At 66.0% G+C, this 20,656-nt stretch carries 22 protein-coding genes and 2 riboswitches; of the genes, 10 read left to right on the top strand and 12 right to left on the bottom strand.

The genetic code is table 11. The features are described 5' to 3' along the window. Window positions 1-6: 6 nt before the first annotated feature. From parC to HNE05_RS03120, 10 genes are all read left to right on the top strand, one after another. Window positions 7-2,268: a DNA topoisomerase IV subunit A gene (parC, locus tag HNE05_RS03165; protein ID WP_173203252.1), complete on the top strand. Its 2,262-nt coding sequence runs from the start codon at window positions 7-9 to the stop codon at window positions 2,266-2,268. 105 nt (window positions 2,269-2,373) lie between these two features. Further along, the gene (locus HNE05_RS03160; protein ID WP_173203250.1) at window positions 2,374-3,498 is read left to right on the top strand and encodes an ABC transporter permease; all 1,125 of its coding nucleotides are present in this window, start codon (window positions 2,374-2,376) and stop codon (window positions 3,496-3,498) included. A gap of 1 nt (window position 3,499) precedes the next feature. Continuing rightward, the gene (locus tag HNE05_RS03155; protein ID WP_173203248.1) at window positions 3,500-4,270 is read left to right on the top strand and encodes an ABC transporter ATP-binding protein; all 771 of its coding nucleotides are present in this window, start codon (window positions 3,500-3,502) and stop codon (window positions 4,268-4,270) included. Beyond that, complete coding sequence (locus HNE05_RS03150; RefSeq protein ID WP_173203246.1) at window positions 4,267-5,217, top strand: MlaD family protein; 951 nt, start codon at window positions 4,267-4,269, stop codon at window positions 5,215-5,217. Before HNE05_RS03155 ends, HNE05_RS03150 begins: the two co-directional genes overlap by 4 nt. Then, window positions 5,214-5,831 (top strand): PqiC family protein, encoded by a 618-nt coding sequence (locus tag HNE05_RS03145; RefSeq protein WP_173203244.1) that lies wholly within the window; start codon window positions 5,214-5,216, stop codon window positions 5,829-5,831. Before HNE05_RS03150 ends, HNE05_RS03145 begins: the two co-directional genes overlap by 4 nt. A gap of 114 nt (window positions 5,832-5,945) precedes the next feature. Beyond that, a complete protein-coding gene (locus tag HNE05_RS03140; RefSeq protein ID WP_173203242.1) occupies window positions 5,946-6,647 on the top strand; it encodes a PqiC family protein in 702 nt (233 codons plus the stop codon). 78 nt (window positions 6,648-6,725) lie between these two features. Next, a complete protein-coding gene (locus HNE05_RS03135; protein WP_173203240.1) occupies window positions 6,726-6,968 on the top strand; it encodes an exodeoxyribonuclease VII small subunit in 243 nt (80 codons plus the stop codon). Continuing rightward, complete coding sequence (gene ispA, locus HNE05_RS03130; protein ID WP_173203237.1) at window positions 6,965-7,852, top strand: (2E,6E)-farnesyl diphosphate synthase; 888 nt, start codon at window positions 6,965-6,967, stop codon at window positions 7,850-7,852. Before HNE05_RS03135 ends, ispA begins: the two co-directional genes overlap by 4 nt. A gap of 163 nt (window positions 7,853-8,015) precedes the next feature. Continuing rightward, window positions 8,016-9,914: a 1-deoxy-D-xylulose-5-phosphate synthase gene (dxs, locus tag HNE05_RS03125; RefSeq protein WP_173203235.1), complete on the top strand. Its 1,899-nt coding sequence runs from the start codon at window positions 8,016-8,018 to the stop codon at window positions 9,912-9,914. A gap of 66 nt (window positions 9,915-9,980) precedes the next feature. After that, window positions 9,981-10,210, top strand: a riboswitch (cobalamin riboswitch). Window positions 10,211-10,302: 92 nt separating this feature from the next. Continuing rightward, window positions 10,303-12,180, top strand: coding sequence for a TonB-dependent receptor domain-containing protein (locus HNE05_RS03120; RefSeq protein WP_173203233.1), 1,878 nt, complete (start codon window positions 10,303-10,305; stop codon window positions 12,178-12,180). A gap of 70 nt (window positions 12,181-12,250) precedes the next feature. On the opposite strand, the gene HNE05_RS03115 is transcribed toward HNE05_RS03120, so the two are convergent. The 12 genes from HNE05_RS03115 to HNE05_RS03060 all read right to left on the bottom strand — a co-directional run bounded on the left by HNE05_RS03115 (window position 12,251) and on the right by HNE05_RS03060 (window position 20,380). Further along, window positions 12,251-12,580, bottom strand: a complete 330-nt coding sequence (locus tag HNE05_RS03115) for a hypothetical protein (RefSeq protein ID WP_173203231.1) — start codon at window positions 12,578-12,580, stop codon at window positions 12,251-12,253. A 70-nt stretch (window positions 12,581-12,650) separates the two neighbouring features. After that, a complete protein-coding gene (locus HNE05_RS03110) occupies window positions 12,651-13,454 on the bottom strand; it encodes a cobalamin-binding protein (protein ID WP_173203229.1) in 804 nt (267 codons plus the stop codon). Next, window positions 13,454-13,873 (bottom strand): MFS transporter, encoded by a 420-nt coding sequence (locus HNE05_RS03105; protein ID WP_173203227.1) that lies wholly within the window; start codon window positions 13,871-13,873, stop codon window positions 13,454-13,456. The genes HNE05_RS03110 and HNE05_RS03105 overlap by 1 nt, the downstream gene beginning before the upstream one ends. After that, window positions 13,870-14,481: a GTP cyclohydrolase II gene (ribA, locus tag HNE05_RS03100; protein ID WP_173203225.1), complete on the bottom strand. Its 612-nt coding sequence runs from the start codon at window positions 14,479-14,481 to the stop codon at window positions 13,870-13,872. Before ribA ends, HNE05_RS03105 begins: the two co-directional genes overlap by 4 nt. A gap of 197 nt (window positions 14,482-14,678) precedes the next feature. Continuing rightward, window positions 14,679-15,329 (bottom strand): retropepsin-like aspartic protease family protein, encoded by a 651-nt coding sequence (locus HNE05_RS03095; RefSeq protein ID WP_173203223.1) that lies wholly within the window; start codon window positions 15,327-15,329, stop codon window positions 14,679-14,681. After that, a complete protein-coding gene (locus HNE05_RS03090; RefSeq protein ID WP_173203221.1) occupies window positions 15,316-16,074 on the bottom strand; it encodes a substrate-binding periplasmic protein in 759 nt (252 codons plus the stop codon). Before HNE05_RS03090 ends, HNE05_RS03095 begins: the two co-directional genes overlap by 14 nt. Window positions 16,075-16,083: 9 nt before the next feature. Then, entirely contained in the window at window positions 16,084-16,575 is a 492-nt protein-coding gene (locus HNE05_RS03085; protein ID WP_240008808.1) for a phosphatidylglycerophosphatase A family protein, read from the bottom strand. Next, window positions 16,568-17,533 (bottom strand): thiamine-phosphate kinase, encoded by a 966-nt coding sequence (gene thiL, locus HNE05_RS03080; protein WP_173203219.1) that lies wholly within the window; start codon window positions 17,531-17,533, stop codon window positions 16,568-16,570. The genes HNE05_RS03085 and thiL overlap by 8 nt, the downstream gene beginning before the upstream one ends. 15 nt (window positions 17,534-17,548) lie before the next feature. Continuing rightward, window positions 17,549-18,034 (bottom strand): transcription antitermination factor NusB, encoded by a 486-nt coding sequence (gene nusB, locus HNE05_RS03075; protein ID WP_173203217.1) that lies wholly within the window; start codon window positions 18,032-18,034, stop codon window positions 17,549-17,551. After that, the gene (gene ribH, locus HNE05_RS03070; protein WP_173203215.1) at window positions 18,031-18,507 is read right to left on the bottom strand and encodes a 6,7-dimethyl-8-ribityllumazine synthase; all 477 of its coding nucleotides are present in this window, start codon (window positions 18,505-18,507) and stop codon (window positions 18,031-18,033) included. The genes nusB and ribH overlap by 4 nt, the downstream gene beginning before the upstream one ends. Window positions 18,508-18,595: 88 nt before the next feature. After that, complete coding sequence (ribBA, locus tag HNE05_RS03065) at window positions 18,596-19,690, bottom strand: bifunctional 3,4-dihydroxy-2-butanone-4-phosphate synthase/GTP cyclohydrolase II (protein ID WP_173203213.1); 1,095 nt, start codon at window positions 19,688-19,690, stop codon at window positions 18,596-18,598. 21 nt (window positions 19,691-19,711) lie between these two features. Then, entirely contained in the window at window positions 19,712-20,380 is a 669-nt protein-coding gene (locus HNE05_RS03060; RefSeq protein ID WP_173203211.1) for a riboflavin synthase, read from the bottom strand. A gap of 119 nt (window positions 20,381-20,499) precedes the next feature. Next, a riboswitch (FMN riboswitch) is annotated at window positions 20,500-20,644 on the bottom strand. Window positions 20,645-20,656: the final 12 nt, after the last annotated feature.

Below are 20,656 nucleotides of genomic sequence, written 5' to 3'. Positions count from 1 at the left end.
GCACGCATGAGCGACTCCCTCGATTTGAGCCTGGAAGGCGTGGAACGACGTTCCCTCGCCGATTTCACCGAGCAGGCTTATCTCAACTACTCCATGTACGTGATCATGGATCGCGCCCTGCCGCATATCGGCGATGGCCTCAAGCCGGTGCAACGACGCATCGTCTACGCCATGAGCGAGTTGGGCCTGGACGCCGATTCCAAGCACAAGAAGTCGGCGCGTACCGTCGGTGACGTGCTCGGCAAGTTCCACCCGCACGGCGACAGCGCCTGCTACGAGGCCATGGTGCTGATGGCCCAGCCATTCAGCTACCGCTACACCCTGGTCGACGGCCAGGGCAACTGGGGTGCGCCGGACGATCCGAAGTCCTTCGCCGCCATGCGTTACACCGAGGCGCGCCTGTCGCGCTACTCGGAAGTGCTGCTGGCCGAGCTGGGCCAGGGCACCGTCGACTGGGTGCCGAACTTCGACGGCACCCTCGACGAGCCGGCGACCCTGCCGGCGCGCCTGCCGAACATCCTGCTCAACGGCACCACCGGCATCGCCGTGGGCATGGCCACCGACGTGCCGCCGCACAACCTGCGCGAAGTCGCCAGCGCCTGCGTGCGCCTGCTCGACGAGCCAAACGCCACCGTCGAGCAGCTCTGTGAACACATTCTCGGCCCGGACTTCCCCACCGAGGCGGAAGTCATTACCCCGCGCAGCGATCTGCTGAAGATCTACGAGACCGGCAAGGGTTCGGTGCGCATGCGCGCCGTGTACCGCGTCGAGGACGGCGATATCGTGGTCACCGCCCTGCCGCACCAGGTTTCCGGGGCCAAGGTGCTGGAACAGATCGCCGCGCAGATGCAGGCCAAGAAGCTGCCGATGGTCGCCGACCTGCGCGACGAGTCGGACCACGAGCACCCGTGCCGCATCGTCATCATCCCGCGCTCCAACCGGGTGGATGCCGACGAGCTGATGCAGCACCTGTTTGCCACCACCGAGCTGGAGTCCAGCTACCGGGTCAACACCAACGTCATCGGCCTCGATGGCAAGCCGTCAGTGAAAGACCTGCGCACCCTGCTGACCGAGTGGCTGGTGTACCGCGTCGGCACCGTGCGCCGTCGCCTGCAGTTCCGCCTGGACAAGGTCGAGCGCCGCCTGCACCTGTTGGAAGGCTTGCTCACCGCCTTCCTCAACCTGGATGAAGTCATCCACATCATCCGCACCGAAGATCAGCCCAAGCCGGTGCTGATGGCGCGCTTCGGCCTCACCGAGATCCAGGCCGACTACATCCTCGACACCCGCCTGCGTCAGCTGGCGCGTCTCGAGGAAATGAAGATCCGTGGCGAGCAGGACGAACTGGCCAAGGAGCGCGCCAAGCTGCTGGCCCTGCTCGGCAGCGAAGCCAAGCTGAAGAAACTGGTGCGCCAGGAAATCCTCGACGACGCCGAGAAGTACGGCGACGACCGCCGCTCGCCCATCGTCGCTCGCGCCGAAGCCAAGGCCCTCAGCGAGAACGAGCTGCTGCCGACCGAACCGGTTACCGTGGTGCTCTCGGAAAAAGGCTGGGTGCGCTGCGCCAAGGGCCACGACATCGACGCCACCGGCCTCTCCTACAAGGCCGGTGACGGCTTCAAGACCGCCGCACCGGGCCGTTCCAACCAGTTCGCCGTGTTTATCGACAACACCGGGCGCAGCTACTCGCTGCCGGCACACACCCTGCCTTCCGCGCGCGGCCAGGGCGAACCGCTCACCGGCCGTCTGCAACCGCCGCCGGGCGCGACCTTCGAATGCGTGCTGCTGCCCGATGACAACGCCCTGTACGTGATCGCCTCGGACGCCGGCTATGGTTTCGTGGTCAAGGGCGAGGACCTGCAGGCCAAGAACAAGGCCGGCAAGACCCTGCTGACCTTGCCCAACGGCGCGTTGGTCGTCCCGCCCAAACCGCTGGCCAACCGCGAGGAAGACTGGCTGGCCGCGGTGACCACCGAAGGCCGTCTCCTGTTATTTAAGTGTGCCGACCTGCCGCAGCTGGGCAAAGGCAAGGGCAACAAGATCATCGGCATCCCCGGTGAGCGCGTGGCCAGCCGCGAGGAGTACCTCACCGACCTGGCCGTGCTGCCCAACGGCGCCACCCTGGTATTGCAGGCTGGTAAGCGTACCCTGTCGCTCAAGCCGGACGATCTGGAGCACTACAAGGGCGAGCGCGGCCGGCGTGGCAACAAGCTGCCACGCGGCTTCCAACGGGTCGACGCGCTGCTGGTCGAGGTGCCCGCCGGTTAAGGGACGCGCGTAGGGTGCGCCGTGCGCACCAGGGTCCCGCAGGGGTTGCGCTGCGCACAGTGCAGCCTGCGCGGGATAGTGAACTCGCCCCAAGAGGATCAAGACATGGACGCCGCCACAGCCGAGCTGCGCTGGCAGGAGACCCCGCAGGGCCAGACGCACTTGTGCGTCAGCGGCCAGTGGACCCTGCACGCGCGCAAGCCGGACCTGTTGGCGGTGCTCGATGCCTATTCGGTCGTAGGCGCCGAGCTGCCCGTGCGGGTCGCCGTCAGCGCCTGGGACAGCAGCCTGCTGGCCCTGCTGCGGCGCGTGCAGCGCCTGGCCGAGGAGCGTCAGCTGACACTGCACTGGCTGGAGCTGCCCGATGGCGTGGAACGCCTGCTGCAGATGGGCAGCGCCCACCCGATCAAGGCCGCCGATAAAGTCAGCGCCAGCCGCAATCCCCTGAGCCGCATGGGCCAGGGCTTTCTCGACCTGCTGACCACCCTGACCAACAGTTGCACCTTCCTCGGCGAAGTCTGCCTGGCTCTGCTGCGCCTGCTGCAGGGCCGCTCGCGCCTGCGCGCCGGCGATTTCTGGCTGGCCCTGCAGCAATGCGGCCCCGGCGCCCTGCCGATTGTCGCGCTGATCGCCAGCCTGGTCGGGCTGATCCTCGCCTTCGTCGGCGCGGCCCAGCTGGAGGCCTTCGGTGCCCAGCTGTACATCGCCAATATGGTGGCCATCGGCATGACCCGCGAGATGGGCGCGCTGATGACCGCGGTGATCATGGCCGGGCGCACCGGCGCGGCCTATGCCGCCGAGCTGGGCAGCATGCAGGCCAACGAGGAAATCGACGCGCTGAAGACCTTCGGCTTCCCGCCACTGGACTTCCTCGTGCTGCCGCGCCTGCTGGCGTTGCTAGTGGCCATGCCGCTGCTCTGCGTGTTCGCCGACCTCCTCGGCATCCTCGGCGGCTTCATCATCGGCGCCGGGCTGTTCGACATCTCCGCCACCCAGTACCTCAACCAGAGCCTGGAGATGCTCAGCCTCACCGACTTCCTGCTCGGCATCTTCAAGAGCCTGGTGTTCGCCGTGCTGATCGGTCTGATCGGCTGTCATTACGGCCTGGCCAGCGGACGCAACGCCCAGGCCGTGGGCCAGGCCACCACCCGCGCGGTGGTCAGCATTATCGTCGCCCTGGTGGTCAGCGACGCGCTGATCACCCTGATCTGCACCCAAGTAGGAATCTGACGTGAGTGATGCCGTGCTGACCGTGGAACAGCTGGACGCCGGCTATGGCACGCGGGTGATCCAGCACGACCTCAATTTCAGCATCCAGCGCGGCGAAGTGTTCGTCATCATGGGCGGCAGCGGCTGCGGCAAGAGCACCGTGCTGCGCCACCTGATCGGCCTGCAGGCGCCGCTGGGCGGGCGCGTACTGTTCCACGGTGAGGATTTCTGGGCACAGGACGAGGCGCGCCGGGCCGAGCTGCTGCAACACTTCGGCGTGCTCTACCAGAACAGCGCGCTATGGGGCTCGATGACCCTGCGCGAGAACATCTGCCTGCCGCTGGAAACCTACCGCCCCAACCTCGGCCGCGCCGAGCTGGATGAGCTGGCCGCGCTCAAACTCAACCTGGTCGGCCTCGGCGGCTGCGACGAGCTGTACCCGGCCGAACTGTCCGGCGGCATGCGCAAACGCGCGGCGCTGGCCCGCGCCCTGTCTCTCGATCCGCAGGTGCTGTTCTTCGACGAGCCTTCGGCCGGCCTCGACCCGATCAGCTCCAAGGCCCTCGATGAACTGATCCTGCAGCTGCGCGACAGCCTCGGCTCCAGTATCGTGCTGGTCACCCACGAGCTGCCGAGCATCTTCGCGGTGGCCGACACCTGCCTGTTCCTCGACGGCCAGACCGGCACCCAGATCGCCCTCGGCGCCCCGCGCGAACTGCTGGCCAACGGCCCGCAGGAAGTACAACGCTTCCTCGGACGCAACGGAACATTCCTCAAGGCGGAGGACGCATGAGCGAAACACGCAAGCCCTTTCTGATCGGCAGCTTCCTGCTCGGCGGCCTGGTTCTGCTGGTGGCCGGCGCCCTGCTGCTGTCGCGGGAAAGCTGGTTCAGCCAACCCAGCGAGTACGTGGTGTATTTCACCGGCGCCCTCGATGGCCTGGATGTCGGCGCCGACGTGACCTACCGCGGCGTGAAGATCGGCAGCGTGCGCGAGATCCGCCTGTCCTATGACCGCAAGCTCAAGGACGTAGTGATGCCGGTGATCATCCAGGTCGATCCGAAGAAAGCTGCCAGCCAGCGTGGTTTCGACCAGGTGGTCGAGCAACTGATCAAGCGCGGCCTGCGCGCCCAGCTGCAGACCCCCAGCCTGCTGACCGGCAAGGCCATCGTTGCGCTGGACATGTTCCCCGAGCAGGCCGGCTACGTGTTCAGCCCCAGCGACGTCGACCTGCCCAGCATCCCCAGCGTGCCCTCGCGCATCGACCAGGCCGCCAATCTGCTGCAGGACCTGGCCAGAAGCCTGAGCGAAGTACCGCTGGGCGAGCTGATCGAGTCGGCTAACCGCACCCTGCAGGCGATCGAGAAGCTGAGCACCTCCGACGACCTGCACCAGGGCCTGAGCAGCCTGGCTGCCACCCTGGCCAACCTCGACCGCCTGAGCCAGCGCCTGGAACAGCAACTGCCCGGCCTGCTCGACTCGGCGCAGCGCAGCAGCGGCGAACTCAACGCCACCCTGGTGGAAATCCGCCAGGCCGCTGCCAGCACCCGGCAGACCCTGGAACAGGCCAACGGCCTGCTGCTCGATGGTCGGCAGAGCATCGGCCCGCAATCGACCCTGCAATACGAACTCGGCAACACCCTGCAGGAGCTCAGTCGTGCCAGCAAGGCCCTGCAACGCGCGGCCGAGACACTGGAACAGCAACCGCAATCGCTGATCTTCGGGAAACCCCAGCCATGAGCCAACGCCTGCTGCACGTCGCCTTCCTGCATGTGGCCTTCCTGCTGCTCGGTGCCTGCAGCAGCGCGCCGCCCCAGCAGTTCTACCAGCTGCCGGGCAGCGCCACGCCGCCCACGCAGAGCACCAACGGCCCGGCCGTGCTGCTCGGCCCGCTGCAACTGGCCGACTACCTGCAACGGGAAAGCCTGATCCAGCGCCACAGCGCCCAGCGCCTCGACATCAGTGCCAGCGGCCGCTGGGCCGGCAGCCTGCAGAACGACATCGGCCAACTGCTGCTCGCCACCCTGGCCAGCGACCTGCACAGCAGCCGCCTGGCGCTCTACCCGGACCGCATCGGCTTCCCCGCCCAGGCGCAGATCATCCTGCATATCAGCCGCCTCGATTCCGGCCCGCAGCAGCCAGCGGTGCTGGAAGCCCGCTGGCGCCTGCTGGATGCCCGAGGCGAGCAACGCGCCAGCGACCTGCTGCACCTGCAGCAAGCCCACGACGGCAGCCTGGAGGGCCAGGTGGCGGCACAAGGCCACTTGGTCGAGCAGCTCGGCCAGCAGCTGGCCAGAGCGGTGCGTGCCCTGCCGGCAGCGGTGGCCGGCAACCCCGCCACAACGGGCCGCTGAGCAGCGCAGGCTGGAGTCCGGCGGCGCTTTGACGGATGATACGCGGCCGCAGGCAACCCCCTGCCCGTTCGCGTATGACTGCCGGCCGCCACCTGCGGCCCCCAGGGTGAAATGATGACCGTGTTGCGCCTTCCCTTTGTTCTCCTGCTGACCAGCCTGCTCGGCCTGGCCGGCTGTACGGCGCATAAACCGATTCCGCTGTACCAGCTGGATGGCGGCAACCCCGCCGTACCGCAACAGAACCAGGGCCTGGCCGTGTTGCTCGGGCCGGTGTCGGTCGCCGACTACCTGCAGCGCGAGGCCTTGCTCCAGCGCCAGCCCGACGGCAGTCTGGTGCCCGCCGACGACGCGCGCTGGGCCGGCAGCCTGGCCGCCGATATCGACCAGGTCCTGCTACGCCAACTGGCCTCCAGGCTGGACAGCCAGCGCCTGGTGCTGGCCCCGAGCAACCCCGGTTTCACTCCCGACGTGCAAGTGCTGCTGAGCATCAGCCGCCTAGACTCCGGCCCGCTGCACCCGGCCGTGCTGGAAGCCCAGTGGCGCCTGCTCGATCGCAGCGGCCAACTGCGCGACAGCCGCCTGCTGCGCCTGGAACAGGCCCACTTCGGTAGCCCGGCCGAGCAGGTACGGGCGCAGAGCATGCTGCTGCAGCAACTGGTCGAGCAACTGGCCGTCGCCATCGAGCCCCTGCGCAACCAGCCCCCGGTGGCAAGCAAACCGGCACCTTTGCCGCAAGCACCGGTCAAACCCAAGCAGCAGCCGAAGATCCCCATGGTCGGCCCGACCCGCAGCAACAGTGAAGTGCTGCGCTTCTGAGCCACCGATTTACCCAAGCTGTGCGGCTCTGCCTTTGCTAGTGTCGCGCCCGTTTTAGAGCCTACGAGAGCGTTAGCCATGGCCCGCAAGAAAGCCGCCGTCGATTTCGAACAATCCCTCGCCGACCTGCAACAGCTGGTCGAGCGCCTGGAAGGTGGTGAACTGTCGCTGGAAGACTCTCTGACCGCCTTCGAACAAGGCATCGGCCTGACTCGCGACTGCCAGGCCGCCTTGGCCCAGGCCGAGCAGAAGGTACAGATCCTCCTGGAGCGCGACGGCCAACTGGAGGAAGCCCCCTTCGACGCGGACGACCAGGCATGATCGCGACCTACCAGCAACGCTGCCAGACCCGCGTCGACGCGGCCCTGGAAAGCCTCTTCGATGCCCCGCGCAGTGAACTGGCACGGCTCTACCAGGCCATGCGCTACAGCGTGGTCAACGGTGGCAAGCGGGTCCGCCCGCTGCTGGTATATGCCGCCTGCGAAGCCTTGAATGGCGATCTCGACCGCGCCGATGGTGCCGCCTGTGCGGTGGAGCTGATCCACGCCTACTCGCTGGTCCACGACGACCTGCCGGCGATGGACGACGACGACCTGCGCCGTGGCCAGCCCACCACCCACATCGCCTTCGACGAAGCCTGCGCGATTCTCGCCGGCGATGGTCTGCAAAGCCTGGCCTTCGAAGCCCTCGCCGATCCGCGACACAACCCGACGGACGCCAACCTGCGCCTGTCCATGGTCCTCGGCCTGGCGCGCGCCGCCGGCCCGGCCGGGATGGTCGGCGGCCAGGCCATCGACCTCGGCTCGGTCGGTCAGCGACTCGACCAGGCGGCCCTGGAAGTCATGCACCGGCACAAGACCGGCGCACTGATCGAGGCCAGCGTGCAACTGGGTGCCCTGGCCAGCGGCCTGGCCGATGATGCCGCGCTGCGCTCGCTGCAGAATTACGCTCGTGCCATCGGCCTGGCGTTCCAGGTACAGGACGACATTCTCGACGTGGAAAGCGATACCGCCACCCTAGGCAAGACCCAGGGCAAGGACGAAGCCAACCACAAGCCGACCTACCCCGCGCTGCTCGGCCTCGACGCCGCCAAGGCCTACGCCCTGGAGCTGCGCGACCAGGCCCTGCATGCCCTGCGCCCGTTCGGCAGCAGCGCCGAACCGCTGCGCGAACTGGCCCGTTACATCGTCGAACGGCGCAGCTAAGCCTCCTAACCGTAGCCCGGAGGCAATCCGGGCAGCCCCCCCCCGGAGAACATCCCCGGATTGCATCCGGGCTACCGATTGCGCTGATCGAACCTTGTTTGGGCAGTTCCCGGCGCTTCGGGTAAACTGCCGCATCTTTTGTACGCCTATAACGATCAGCCTGATGCCCACAACTTTCCACGAGATCCCCCGCGAGCGCCCTGCCACGCCCCTGCTCGATCGCGCCGAGACGCCGGTCGGCCTGCGCCGCCTGGCCGAGAGCGAGCTGGAAACCCTCGCCGACGAGCTGCGCCAGTACCTGCTGTACAGCGTGGGCCAGACCGGCGGGCACTTCGGCGCCGGCCTCGGGGTGATCGAGCTGACCATCGCCCTGCACTACATCTTCGACACCCCGGACGATCGCCTGGTGTGGGACGTCGGCCATCAAGCCTACCCGCACAAGATCCTCACCGGACGCCGCGAGCGCATGGCCAGCCTGCGCCAGAAGGACGGCCTGGCCGCCTTCCCGCGACGCAGCGAGAGCGAGTACGACACCTTCGGCGTCGGCCACTCCAGCACCAGCATCAGCGCGGCCCTGGGCATGGCCATTGCCGCCCGCATGCAGGGCAGCCGGCGCAAATCGGTCGCGGTGATCGGCGATGGCGCATTGACCGCCGGCATGGCCTTCGAGGCGCTCAACCACGCCTCGGACGTCAAGGCCGACATGCTGGTGGTGCTCAACGACAACGACATGTCGATCTCGAAGAACGTCGGCGGGCTGTCCAACTACCTGGCCAAGATCATCTCCAGCCGTACTTATTCGAGCATGCGCGAAGGCAGCAAGAAGATCCTCTCGCGCCTGCCCGGCGCCTGGGAGATCGCGCGCAAGGTCGAAGAGCACGCCAAGGGCATGCTGGTGCCCGGCACCCTGTTCGAGGAACTGGGCTGGAACTACGTCGGCCCGATCGACGGCCACGACCTGCCCACACTCGTCGCGACACTGCGCAATATGCGCGACCTGGAGGGCCCGCAGTTCCTCCATGTGGTGACCAAGAAGGGCAAGGGCTTCGCCCCGGCCGAGGCCGACCCGATCGGCTACCACGCGATCACCAAGCTGGAGCCGATCAAGGCTCCGGTTGTCGAAGCCAAGAAGCCGAGCGGGCCGAAATACTCCAGCGTGTTCGGCCAGTGGCTGTGCGACATGGCCGCCGAAGACCCGCGCCTGGTCGGCATCACCCCGGCGATGAAGGAAGGCTCCGACCTGGTGGCCTTCAGCGAGCGTTTCCCCGCGCGTTACTTCGACGTGGCCATCGCCGAGCAGCATGCGGTGACCCTGGCCGCCGGCATGGCCTGCGAGGGCGCCAAACCGGTGGTGGCGATCTACTCGACCTTCCTGCAGCGCGCCTACGACCAGCTGATTCATGACGTGGCCGTGCAGCACCTCGACGTGCTGTTCGCCATCGACCGCGCCGGCCTGGTCGGCGAAGACGGCCCGACCCACGCCGGCAGCTTCGATATCTCCTACCTGCGCTGCATCCCCGGCATGCTGGTGATGACGCCGAGCGACGAGAACGAACTGCGCCAGATGCTCACCACCGGTTACCTGTTCGATGGCCCGGCGGCGGTGCGTTACCCGCGCGGCAGCGGGCCGAACACGCCGATCGACCCGGCGCTGCAACCGCTGGAAATCGGCCGAGGCGTCATTCGCCGACGCGGCCAGAAAACCGCCCTGCTGGTATTCGGCGTGCAGCTGGCCGAAGCGCTCAAGGTCGGCGAGACGCTGGACGCCACGGTGGTCGACATGCGTTTCGTCAAACCGCTGGACGAGGCCCTGGTGCGCGAACTGGCGGCCAGCCACGAGCTACTGGTGACCATCGAGGAAAACGCCATCATGGGCGGCGCCGGTTCGGCGGTCAGCGAGTTCCTTGCCGCCGAGAACCTGCTCAAGCCCGTGCTGCACCTGGGCCTGCCGGACAGCTACGTCGAGCACGCCAAGCCGGCGCAGATGCTCGCCGAGTGCGGCCTGGACGAAGCCGGCATCGAAGCGGCCGTGCGCCAGCGCCTGGTGCAACTGCCCACATGAATGCCGCTCATCCAAACCAGGGCTTAACTCGCTTGTAATTCATCCAGCCGCGCACTAAGGTGCGCGACGTTTTACTTCCGCCAAGGTGCGCCCGTCGTGATCGACCGGCGTTAAACGGGAAGCCGGTGCGCTCGTCACGAGCCATTCCGGCGCTGCCCCCGCAACGGTAAGCCACCGCAGCCTCGCGCTGCCATGTCGATCGACGTGCCACTGGGAGTTTCCCCGGGAAGGCGATCGACAGGGAAAGTTCGCTTTCAGTGGCAAGCCCGGAGACCGGCCTCGACGGATTCGACTGGTGTTGCGGAGGGCATCACCGTCAAGCGTCGGCTTGTCGTGGCGCTTGTCCCTGCCCTCCTCAAAAGTCTGCCGACTCTTTGAGGATCCATTGATGAAACTGCCCCGCCTGGCTCTCGCCATCGCCCTGCTGCCCGCCTCCCCGACCTTCGCCGCCGAAGACCAGGAAGCCGCGCTGAAGCTGTCCGAAACCCTGATCAGCGCCAACCGCGACGTGCAGCAACGCAGCGCCAGCAGCGCCGCCAGCACGGTGTTCACCCGCGCCGACATCGAGCGCCTGCAACCATCCTCGGTGACCGAGCTGCTCCAGCGCGTGCCCGGCGTGCAGGTGACGCAGAACGGCAGCGGCAGCCTGGCCAGCCTGTATATCCGCGGCACCAAGTCGGCACAGAGCCTGGTGCTGGTGGACGGCATGCGCATCGGCTCGGCCAGTTCCGGCGACAGCAACCTGCAGCACCTCAATATCGAGCAGATCGAGCGCATCGAAGTGCTGCGCGGACCGCGCTCGGCCATGTACGGCGCCGATGCCATCGGCGGCGTGGTGCAGATCTTCACCCGCCGCAGCAGCGGCGAAGGGTTCAAGCCATTCGTGCGCGTGGGCTATGGCAGCCGGGGCACCTGGCAGCGTAGCGCCGGCATTTCCGGTGGCGATGAGGCCACGCGCTTCAGCCTGGCCGGCAGCCTCGACGAGACCAACGGCATCGACCGCACCGGCACCTCCTACGCGGCCGACCAGGATCACGACGCCTACCGCAACAAGGCCTTCAGCCTGAGCCTCAGCCACAGCTTCAGCGACAAACTGGAAGCCGGCGTCAACGTCCTCGACCAGCGCGGCCGTACCGAGTTCGACAACCCCTTCGGCCGCTTCGACATGACCACCTTCGAGTCGGTCGAGCAGGACCCGTACAGTGACTTCACCGTCAGCAGCGTCTCCAGCTACCTCGACGCCCAGCTCAACGACACCTGGAACAGCCGCCTGGAAGTCGGCCACAGCGAAAACCGCGAAGAGAGTCTGGATAAACTCAGCGACGAGCGCGGCGTGTTCAACACCTACCGCGACTCGGTCAACTGGCTGAACACCCTGAGCCTGAGCGACAGCCACAGTCTGATGCTCGGTGCCGACTGGTACGAAGACCAGCTCAACAGCAACACCGCCTTCGCCGAGCAACAGCGCTGGAACCAGGCCGCCTTCATCCAGCACCGCTACGACGGCGAGCACTTTTCCACCGAACTGGGCCTGCGCCACGACAAGAACGAGCAGTTCGGCAGCGAAAACACCTGGAGTGGCGCCCTGACCCTGCCGCTGAACGAGCGCAACGACCTGATCGCCTCCTACAGCGAAGGCTTCCGCGCGCCGACCTTCAACGACCTGTACTACCCGGACTACAGCAACCCGGACCTCCAGCCGGAACACTCCAAGAGTGTCGAGCTGCAGTGGCGCAGCCAACTGGCCGCCACCACCCGCCTGGAGGCCTCGGTCTACCGCACCGACATCGAGGACGCCATCGCCAGCGACCAGGACTTCATCCCGCAGAACATCGCCAAGGCGCGCATCCATGGTTTCGAGGCCGCGCTGCAGCAGGAACTGTTCGGCTGGCAGGGACAACTGGGCGTGGCCTTCATCGACCCGCGCGACCGCGACAGCGGCCACACCCTCAACCGCCGTGCGCGGCGCACCCTGAGCCTGGACCTGGATCGCAGCTACGGCGATGTCGCCATCGGCGCCAGCTGGCAGGCCGTGAGCAGCAGCTACGACGACCCGGACAACCAGTACCAGCTAGCCGGTTATGGCCTGCTGGCCCTGCGCAGCAGCTGGCAGGCCACCCCCGAGCTGAAGCTGGAAGCCAAGCTGGATAACCTGCTGGACAAGGATTACAGCCGCTCGCTGTACGAGCACGAGGGTGAGCGCTACAGCTACAGCCAGGAAGGCCGCAGCGCACTGATCGGCTTCGTCTGGACACCGGAGCTGTAACAGGCAATGCAAAAGGCCCCGAAAGGGGCCCTAGCAGAGAATCGCGTGGTTCTTTTGTGGGGAATAAAGCTCAGTTCACTTTGGTAAAAACGGCGTCCTTACCATGGCGCAGATGACTTTTCATCTTGCCGTCTTCGGCGATTTCCAAACCACGCGTACCTTGTTCCTGACGCACCAGAAGCTTATCTGACTCGGCGATCAGAACAACTTCGACATCCATATACCCCTCCTTGTCTTTATCAAAGTGGGATACCACACGATAACCGCCAGATGCCTCGGTCACAGTAATGGTTTCGACCATCTTATCGTTACTCTTCCACTGACCAACAAAAGACTCGCCTTCGTCTTTACATCCAGCTAGAGCCACGACAGCGAGGGCCGCAATAAAGAGTTCTTTCATTCCGTTTCTCCTACGATCCAGTCCATGGTGATGTCGTTAAGACACGGCCCGCATTTTGCGACAGATCAAGCTAGTTGCGCTGTGCTCTGAGTAACAGCTCGCAGAGCTTCTCGGTAGCCGCCAGCATCTGGAAACTGGGCCGCTCTAGGCCTTTGTCCGGCACCGCCCAGAGCTGCTGGCGACGGGTTGCCCTGAGCTGCGGCCAGGCCTGCCAGGTCTGCAGTTCGGCCACGCTGCCGGCGAGGATCACCGCCGGATCGCGCTGCAGCACAGCCTCGACGCTGACCTGCGGCGCGGCCAGCTGCAGCTCGGCGAAGACATTCTCGGCGCCGCACAGGCGCAAGGCATCGCTGATGATCTGGCCACCGCCGATTGTGTACAGCGGCTGGTGCCAGACTTGGTAGAACACCGGCAACGGCGGCTCGCGGCGGTAGGTCTGGCGCAGGCGCTGCAGGCCGGCGCGGAAACGCTCGGCCAACTCGCGACCCTGGCGCTCGCGGCCGATGCGCGCACCGACTGCGGCGAACTGCTCGGCCAGTTCCTGCAAGTCATGCGGCTCGCCGATATGCAGGGGGATGCCGGTGAGGCGCAGTTGTTCGCGTTGACTGGGCGTCACGCTGTCCGGCCAGAGCAGGATCAGGTCTGGCTTGAGGCTGAGCAGGGTTTCCAGTTCCACCTGCTCATGGCGCCCCAGTGAAGGCAGACCCACCAGGGCCGGCGGGCGCTCGCCGGCATCCAGCACACCGACCAGCAAGTCGGCCGCATCCAGCTCGAGCATGATCTCGGTCATCGACGGCGCCAGGCTGACCACCCGCTCCACCGCCGCCAGCGGCAGGGCACAGGCGAGCAGGCAGGCGCCGAGCAGCAGTCGCATCAGGCCAGCTGGCGAGGAATGCGGTACAGGCAGAGCAGCACCACGCTGCTCAGGGCGAGGAGGAACAGCGCCACCGCATGCAGACCGGTGAACTGCGCCGCGGCGGCGATCCAAGCGGGCAGACCAGCGGCGAGAAAGGCCAGGCGCCGGCGGCGCGCCAGCTCGACCCAGGCCGCCGGCTCATCGGCGCTATCCAGCGCCTGCTGGGTGGCGATCAGCGCGCGCTTGTAGGCGGAGAACAGCGGCAAGGTGATGAACAGGGAAATCATCGCGGCAATGAACAGCGGCATTTCCAGCAGCGCCAGCACCGGCGGCTGACCACCGAAGAAAAAGCCAAGAACCAGCAGCGGCGCCAGCGTCAGGGCGAGCTGACGCCACCATTCACCGGCCAGCCGGCGGCGCACTTCGGCGCGCGTCACTCGGCCTCTTCCTGGTGCTGCAAGCCGAGCATGTGGCCGAGCTTGCCGGCCTTGGTCGTCAGGTACTTGCGGTTGTGCACGTTGAGGCCGATTTCCAGCGGATGACGCTCGGCCACGCGCACGCCGAAGCCTTCCAGGGCTTTGACCTTGCGCGGGTTGTTGGTCATCAGCTTGATCGCGCTGATGCCCAGGTGATCGAGCATCGGCTGGCAGATCGAATAGTCACGCTGGTCGGCGGCGAAGCCCAGGCGCTCGTTGGCCTCAACCGTATCGGCACCCGCATCCTGCAACTCGTAGGCGCGGATCTTGTTCAGCAGGCCGATGCCACGGCCTTCCTGGCGCAGGTACAGGAGCACGCCGCGGCCCTCTTTGGCGATGGCGCGCAAGGCCGCTTCGAGCTGGGCGCCGCAGTCGCAGCGCTGGCTGAACAGGGCATCGCCGGTCAGGCACTCGGAGTGCAGGCGACCCAGCACGGGAGCGCCATCGTTCACCTGGCCGAGGGTCAGGGCGACATGTTCCTTGCCGGTCTCCTCATCGAGGAAGCCGTGCATGGTGAAAGTCGCAAAAGGCGTAGGCAGCTGGGAGGCGGCGACGAAGACAACGGACACCGGGTGCTCCTGTTGAGTGTTCGGCAGAAAGGCCGGCATTGTACCAGCAGCACCCGCCGGGCTGGCAGCGTGAATTGTGCGGGATAAGGATCGAGCCATTCGATCGATCGCCCCCGCAAGCCGGCAGGCAAGCACTGTAGAAGCGAGCTCTGCTCGCGAAGCTGTTGCGCTGCCGGGTTGCCGAGCAGAGCTCGCTGCTAGATTTTCGATTCCAGCAGCAGCACCCCATTCTCTTCGCGCCAGCGCACGCGACTGAGGAAGCTCATGCCGAGCAGCACTTCGGTCGGCGCATCGCCTTCCAGCACCACACCCTCGACACCCAGCACTTCGATGCTGCCGACCTTGACCCGGTCGAGCTTGATCCGCCAACCGCGTACATTGCCGCCCGCCGTGCTGGCCACCATCGGCCGACCGACCACGCGATAGTCGATGCCCAGGCGCCGGGCCTGCCCCTCGTTCATCGCCACCGAGGTCGCGCCGGTATCGACAAGGAACTGCACCGGATAGCTGTTGAGCGAGCCCGCCACCCAGAAGTGGTTGCCAATCCCCCGGGTAATGCTGAGCTGCTCAGTCTGCGGACCGGCACTGCCGGCCTGGTTGTACTCGCGCGTCAGGTTGAAGTTGCGCTGCACACCATCCACCAGCAAGACCGCGCCCTTGCTGTCGGCACTCAGCACTTTCACCCCACCGGGGCCGGTCTGACCGGCCTTGACCAGCTTGCGCTGGCCATCAACGACCAGCACGGCGGCATTGGGAAACAGACCGACCACCTGCACCTGGGGTTCGGCATGCAGCACTGCGCTCACCACCAGCAACAGGCTGGCAGTCAGCAACTCAAGGCAACGCATCGGGTTTCTCCATGTCCTTGTCGAAGGGGTACGGCTGCTGCCAGCGCTGGAACAACGGACGCAGGGCATCGCTCTGCACCAGCTCGGCCATGCGCCGGTCGTAGATATGCGCCAGCGCTTTACCGCGCGCAGTATCGGCAAAGCCGGGATACAGCGGCAAGTCGGTCAGCCTGGTTATGCGGAAGCGTTCCGCAGTCTCGGCACTACGCAGGACATCTTCGATCTCGGTCAGGGCGTCGATATAGAAGTCGGCATGACCACGCTCGAGCATCCCCAGAATACCGCTGCGGCGCGCGACTTCCTGGAACTTGCCGAGCCCTGGCAGATAGTTCTGATAGTCGTAGCCGCGCATCCAGGCCAGACGGTAGCTACCAAGCGTCTGCAGGGTCGGCAGCGGCTGGCTGGTCAGGCCCAGGGCGCTGATCTGATCGGAGTCGTAATGCCAGCGCGGATAGACAATGCGCTCGGTCACTTCGTCACGGTACGAGCCGAGCCAGGCATCCGCCTCGCCGCGCTGCACCAGGCCGATGGAACGGGTATAGGGCACGATCTGGAAACTCAGCCTGACCCCGGCCGGCTCGAACACCTGCCGCAGGATGTCCCAAGCCAGGCCACTGCCATCCTCATTGGTATGTCCGGCCCAGTGTTCACTGACCAGCCTGATCTCGGCCGGCACAGCCTCTTCGGCCTGCACGCTCGACAGGCCGAGGGACAACAGCACAACACCCAGCCAGCAAACCCGCATGCCTACTCCCTAGAACCAGGCGACGCCCCAGACAATCAGCTGCATGCTCAGCCAGGCGAAGACGCCGGCCAGCACATCATCGAGCATGATGCCCACTCCGCCGTGCACATGACGGTCGATCCAGCGGATCGGCCACGGCTTGAGGATGTCGAAGAAGCGGAATACCAGGAAGCCTAGCAGGATCCAGTGCCACCCCTCTGGCACCAGCCACAAGGTAATCCACATGCCGACCATTTCGTCCCAGACGATGCCTTCATGGTCATGCACGCCCATGTCCGTGGCGACCCGCCCGCACAGCCAGAAGCCGAACAGCATGGTGATGCCGAGCATCAGCCAGTAGCCCCAGTCCGGCAACATCTGCCACAGCGGAATGAACGGGATGGCCACCAGCGAGCCCCAGGTGCCCGGCGCCTTGGGCATCAGCCCGGAGCCGAAACCGAAAGCCAGAAAATGCCAGGGATTGCGCCACACCTGCGGCGCCACACGAACCGAATCAGTCACCCGAACTCCCGAAATGTTGATAGCCCGCCCGTGGCGGTTGGATCACGGCACCACTGGCGTCCAGCAGCTCCACCCCTGTGCCGGCCATTGCGCGGCCAATCACCACGGTCGCCGGCCAGGCCGCCTGCAAGGCAGCCAGGTGCTCGGGCGGCAGAGTAAACGCCAATACATAGTCATCGCCACCGGCCAGCGCACAATCGCGTGCAGCCGTTCCGGCAATCGCCTGCAGCGCGGACGACAACGGCAGCTGTTCGAGCTCGATGTGCAAGGCCAGGCCCGACGCCACAGCGATATGCCCGCAGTCGGCCAGCAGGCCATCAGAGATATCCAGCGCCGCCGTGGCCTTGCCGCGCAGCAACCGCCCTAGAGCAAGCTGCGGCTGCGGCGCCCAGTAGCGCCGCAGCAAATAATCGGCCTGCTCGCCCTGCGCCTGGCGCTGGCCCAGCACCAGCGGCAAAGCACCGGCCGCATCACCCAGTTCGCCACCGACACACAGTAGATCGCCCGCTCGCGCACCGCTGCGAACCAGCGCCTGACCGGCCGGCACCCGGCCGAATACCGTCAAGGTCAGGCTCAAGGGGCCGCGCGTGGTATCCCCACCGACCAGCGCCAGGCCGCAGTTCTGCGCCATCTGCGACAAACCACGGGCAAACCCCTGCAGCCAGGCTTCGTCCGCCTGCGGCAAGGTGATGGCCAGGGTAAAGCCCAGAGGAGTGGCGCCCATGGCTGCCAGGTCGCTGGCCGCCACTGCCAGCGCGCGCTGGCCGAGCAGGAAGGGATCGGGGGATGCGGGGAAATGCACGCCGGCGACCAGGGTGTCGGTAGACACCGCCAGTTGTTCGCCGGCTGGCAGTTGCAGCAGGGCACAGTCGTCGCCGATGCCCAGGGCGACTCCTTCGGTCGCCTGCGCACAGGGCGCGGCGGCGAAGAAGCGGCGGATTAGCTCGAACTCACCCACCCGCTTGCAGCCCGATCAGCGCTTGTGGGCGCTGACTTCGGCGGCACGCAGGCTCGGCGCCAGCTTGTCCAGTACGCCGTTGACGAACTTGTGTCCGTCGGTGGCACCGAACACCTTGGCCAGCTCGATGCCTTCGTTGATCACCACGCGATAGGGCACGTCGACGCGGCTGCGCAGCTCCCAGGTGGACAGGCGCAGGATGGCCAGTTCGACCGGATCCAGCTCTTCCAGCGGACGATCCAGGCAAGGCGCGATGGCCTCGTCGATCTCGGTTTTCTGGGTGGCCACACCGACGAGGATCTCGTGGAAGTAGCCGCCGTCGACGCCGCTGAAATCGTTGTCGACGCGGAACTGCGCTTCGATCTCGTTCAGCGACTGGCCAGCCATGTGCCACTGATACAGGGCCTGCATGCCCAGGCTGCGGGCAACCCGGCGAGTCGCGATCTTGCCCTTGGCCTTGGGCTGCGGAGCGTCCTGGCTGTCGTCGTGGTTAAGGCTCACTTGGCCTCCAGCTGCGCCAGCAGGCTGACCATTTCCAGAGCGGACAGGGCAGCTTCGGCGCCCTTGTTGCCGGCCTTGGTGCCGGAACGCTCGATGGCTTGTTCGATGGAGTCGACGGTCAGTACGCCGAAGGACACCGGCACGCCGTATTCCATGGAGACCTGGGCCAGCCCCTTGGTGCATTCACCGGCAACGTATTCGAAGTGCGGGGTGCCGCCACGGATCACCGCGCCGAGGGCGATGATGGCTGCGTACTCGCCACGCTGGGCGACTTTCTGGGTGACCAGGGGAATTTCGAAGGCACCCGGGGCGCGGATGATGGTGATATCGCTTTCGCTCACACCATGACGCACCAGGGCGTCGACGGCGCCGCTGACCAGGCTTTCGACGACGAAGCTGTTGAAGCGGCCAACCACCAGGGCATAGCGGCCTTTGGGGGCGATGAAGGTACCTTCGATGGTCTTCAGGGTCATGGCGAGTCTCGTATGGCGTTAAAGAGCCAGTGCGCCATTGGCAGCGCACTGTAAACATAGGATATGAACAGCGGATCGACCGACCGGCTTATTCAGCGGGCACGTATTCTACTACTTCCAGGTCGAAACCGGATATCGCGTTGAACTTCATCGGCGAGCTGAGCAGGCGCATCTTGCGCACGCCGAGGTCACGCAGAATCTGCGAACCGGCGCCGACGGTGCTGTAGGTGGTCGGGCTGGCCGACTTGCTTTCCGCACCCTGGCTACGTTCGAGCTGAGCGAGCAGCTCCGGACCGTTGATCGGATTGCCCAGCAACAGCACCACGCCGCTGCCGGACTTGGCCACTTCGGCCATGGCCGCACGCAGACTCCAGCGCCCCGCCTGCTTGACCATGAACAGGTCGCGCAGCGGATCGGCGTTGTGCACCCGTACCAGGGTCGGCGTCTCGGCGCAGATGCTGCCTAGGGTCAGAGCCATGTGCACGCTGTCATCCAGGGCATCGCGGTAGCTGACCAGGTTGAACTGGCCCAGCTCGCTGTCGATCGTCTGTTCGCTGACGCGCTGCACGGTGCGCTCGTGGATCAGCCGGTAGTGGATCAGGTCGGCGATGGTGCCGATCTTCAGGCCGTGCTGCTCGGCGAACACTTCCAGCTCCGGACGACGAGCCATGGTGCCGTCGTCATTCATGATCTCGCAGATCACCCCGCTCGGCTCGAAACCGGCCATGCGCGCCAGGTCGCAGGCTGCCTCGGTGTGCCCGGCACGGGCCAGCACGCCGCCGGGCTGGGCCATCAGCGGGAAGATATGGCCGGGGCTGACGATATCGTCGGCCACCGCACTCTTGGCCACGGCGGCCTGCACAGTACGCGCGCGGTCGGCGGCGGAGATGCCGGTGGTCACGCCCTCGGCGGCCTCGATGGACACGGTGAACTTGGTGCCGAAGCCGGAACCGTTACGCGGCGCCATCAGCGGCAGCTTGAGCAGTTCGCAGCGCTCGCGGCTCATCGGCATGCAGATCAGGCCGCGGGCGAAACGCGCCATGAAGTTGATGTGCTCGGCGGTCACGCATTCGGAGGCGATGATGATGTCGCCTTCATTCTCGCGGTCCTCGTCATCCATGAGGATGACCATCTTGCCAGCGCGGATGTCTTCGATCAGTTCTGCTGCGGTATTCAGAGCCATGAGGGCTATTCCTTCAATTCGTTAGCGAGACGGGTTCAGAAAGCCGTGCTCGGCCAAGAAACCTTCGGTGATGCCACTGGCAGCGGGCTCGGCAGCCTTGTCACCGAGCAGCAGGCGCTCCAGGTAACGCGCCAGCAGATCCACTTCCAGGTTGACCCGGCGACCGGACTGGTAGTCGGCCATGATGGTCTCGACCAGGGTATGCGGCACGATGGTCAGCTCGAACTCGGCGCCATTCACCGCGTTGACCGTCAGGCTGGTGCCGTCGACGGTGATCGAGCCTTTCAGCGCGATGTACTTGGCCAGCTCGCGCGGCGCGCGGATGCGGAACTGGATGGCGCGGGCGCTCTCCTCACGGGAGACGATCTCGCCGACACCATCGACATGGCCGCTGACCAGATGCCCGCCGAGGCGGGTGGTCGGCGTCAGGGCCTTTTCCAGGTTGACCCGGCTGCCGATCTTCAGGTCGATGAAGGCACTGCAGGCCAGGGTCTCGCGGCTGACGTCGGCCCAGAAACCGTCGCCCGGTAGCTCGACCGCAGTCAGGCACACGCCGTTGACCGCGATGCTGTCACCCAGTTTGACGTCGCCCAGGTCGAGCTTGCCGGTCTGCACGTACACACGTACGTCGCCGCCCTTGGGGCTGAGGGCACGGATGGTGCCGATGGATTCGATTATGCCGGTGAACATGCGTCCTCCCGGTGGGTCTTGCAATGCAGCATGGATGAACTCCTGTTTTGGTCAAAAACAGGGCAATGCCGATCGATAGGGATTTTCGCGGGCGCAGCAGACGGCGCCCTGGAAGGGAATCCCGCTCTCTCTTTATCCGGACTATACCGTCGGCCCCGGAATCACACCGGGTCTGCTGTCCCTTTCCTGTGGAAAGGCGCTCGCGGGCTAGGCCGAAAGGCCATTACCGCCGGTGGGGAATCACACCCCGCCCTGAGAACGTTGCAGCCCTGGAGG

The sequence above is a fragment of the Pseudomonas campi genome (assembly GCF_013200955.2).
Classification (GTDB): domain Bacteria; phylum Pseudomonadota; class Gammaproteobacteria; order Pseudomonadales; family Pseudomonadaceae; genus Aquipseudomonas; species Aquipseudomonas campi.
This window is presented reverse-complemented; position numbering and strand designations above follow the sequence as displayed.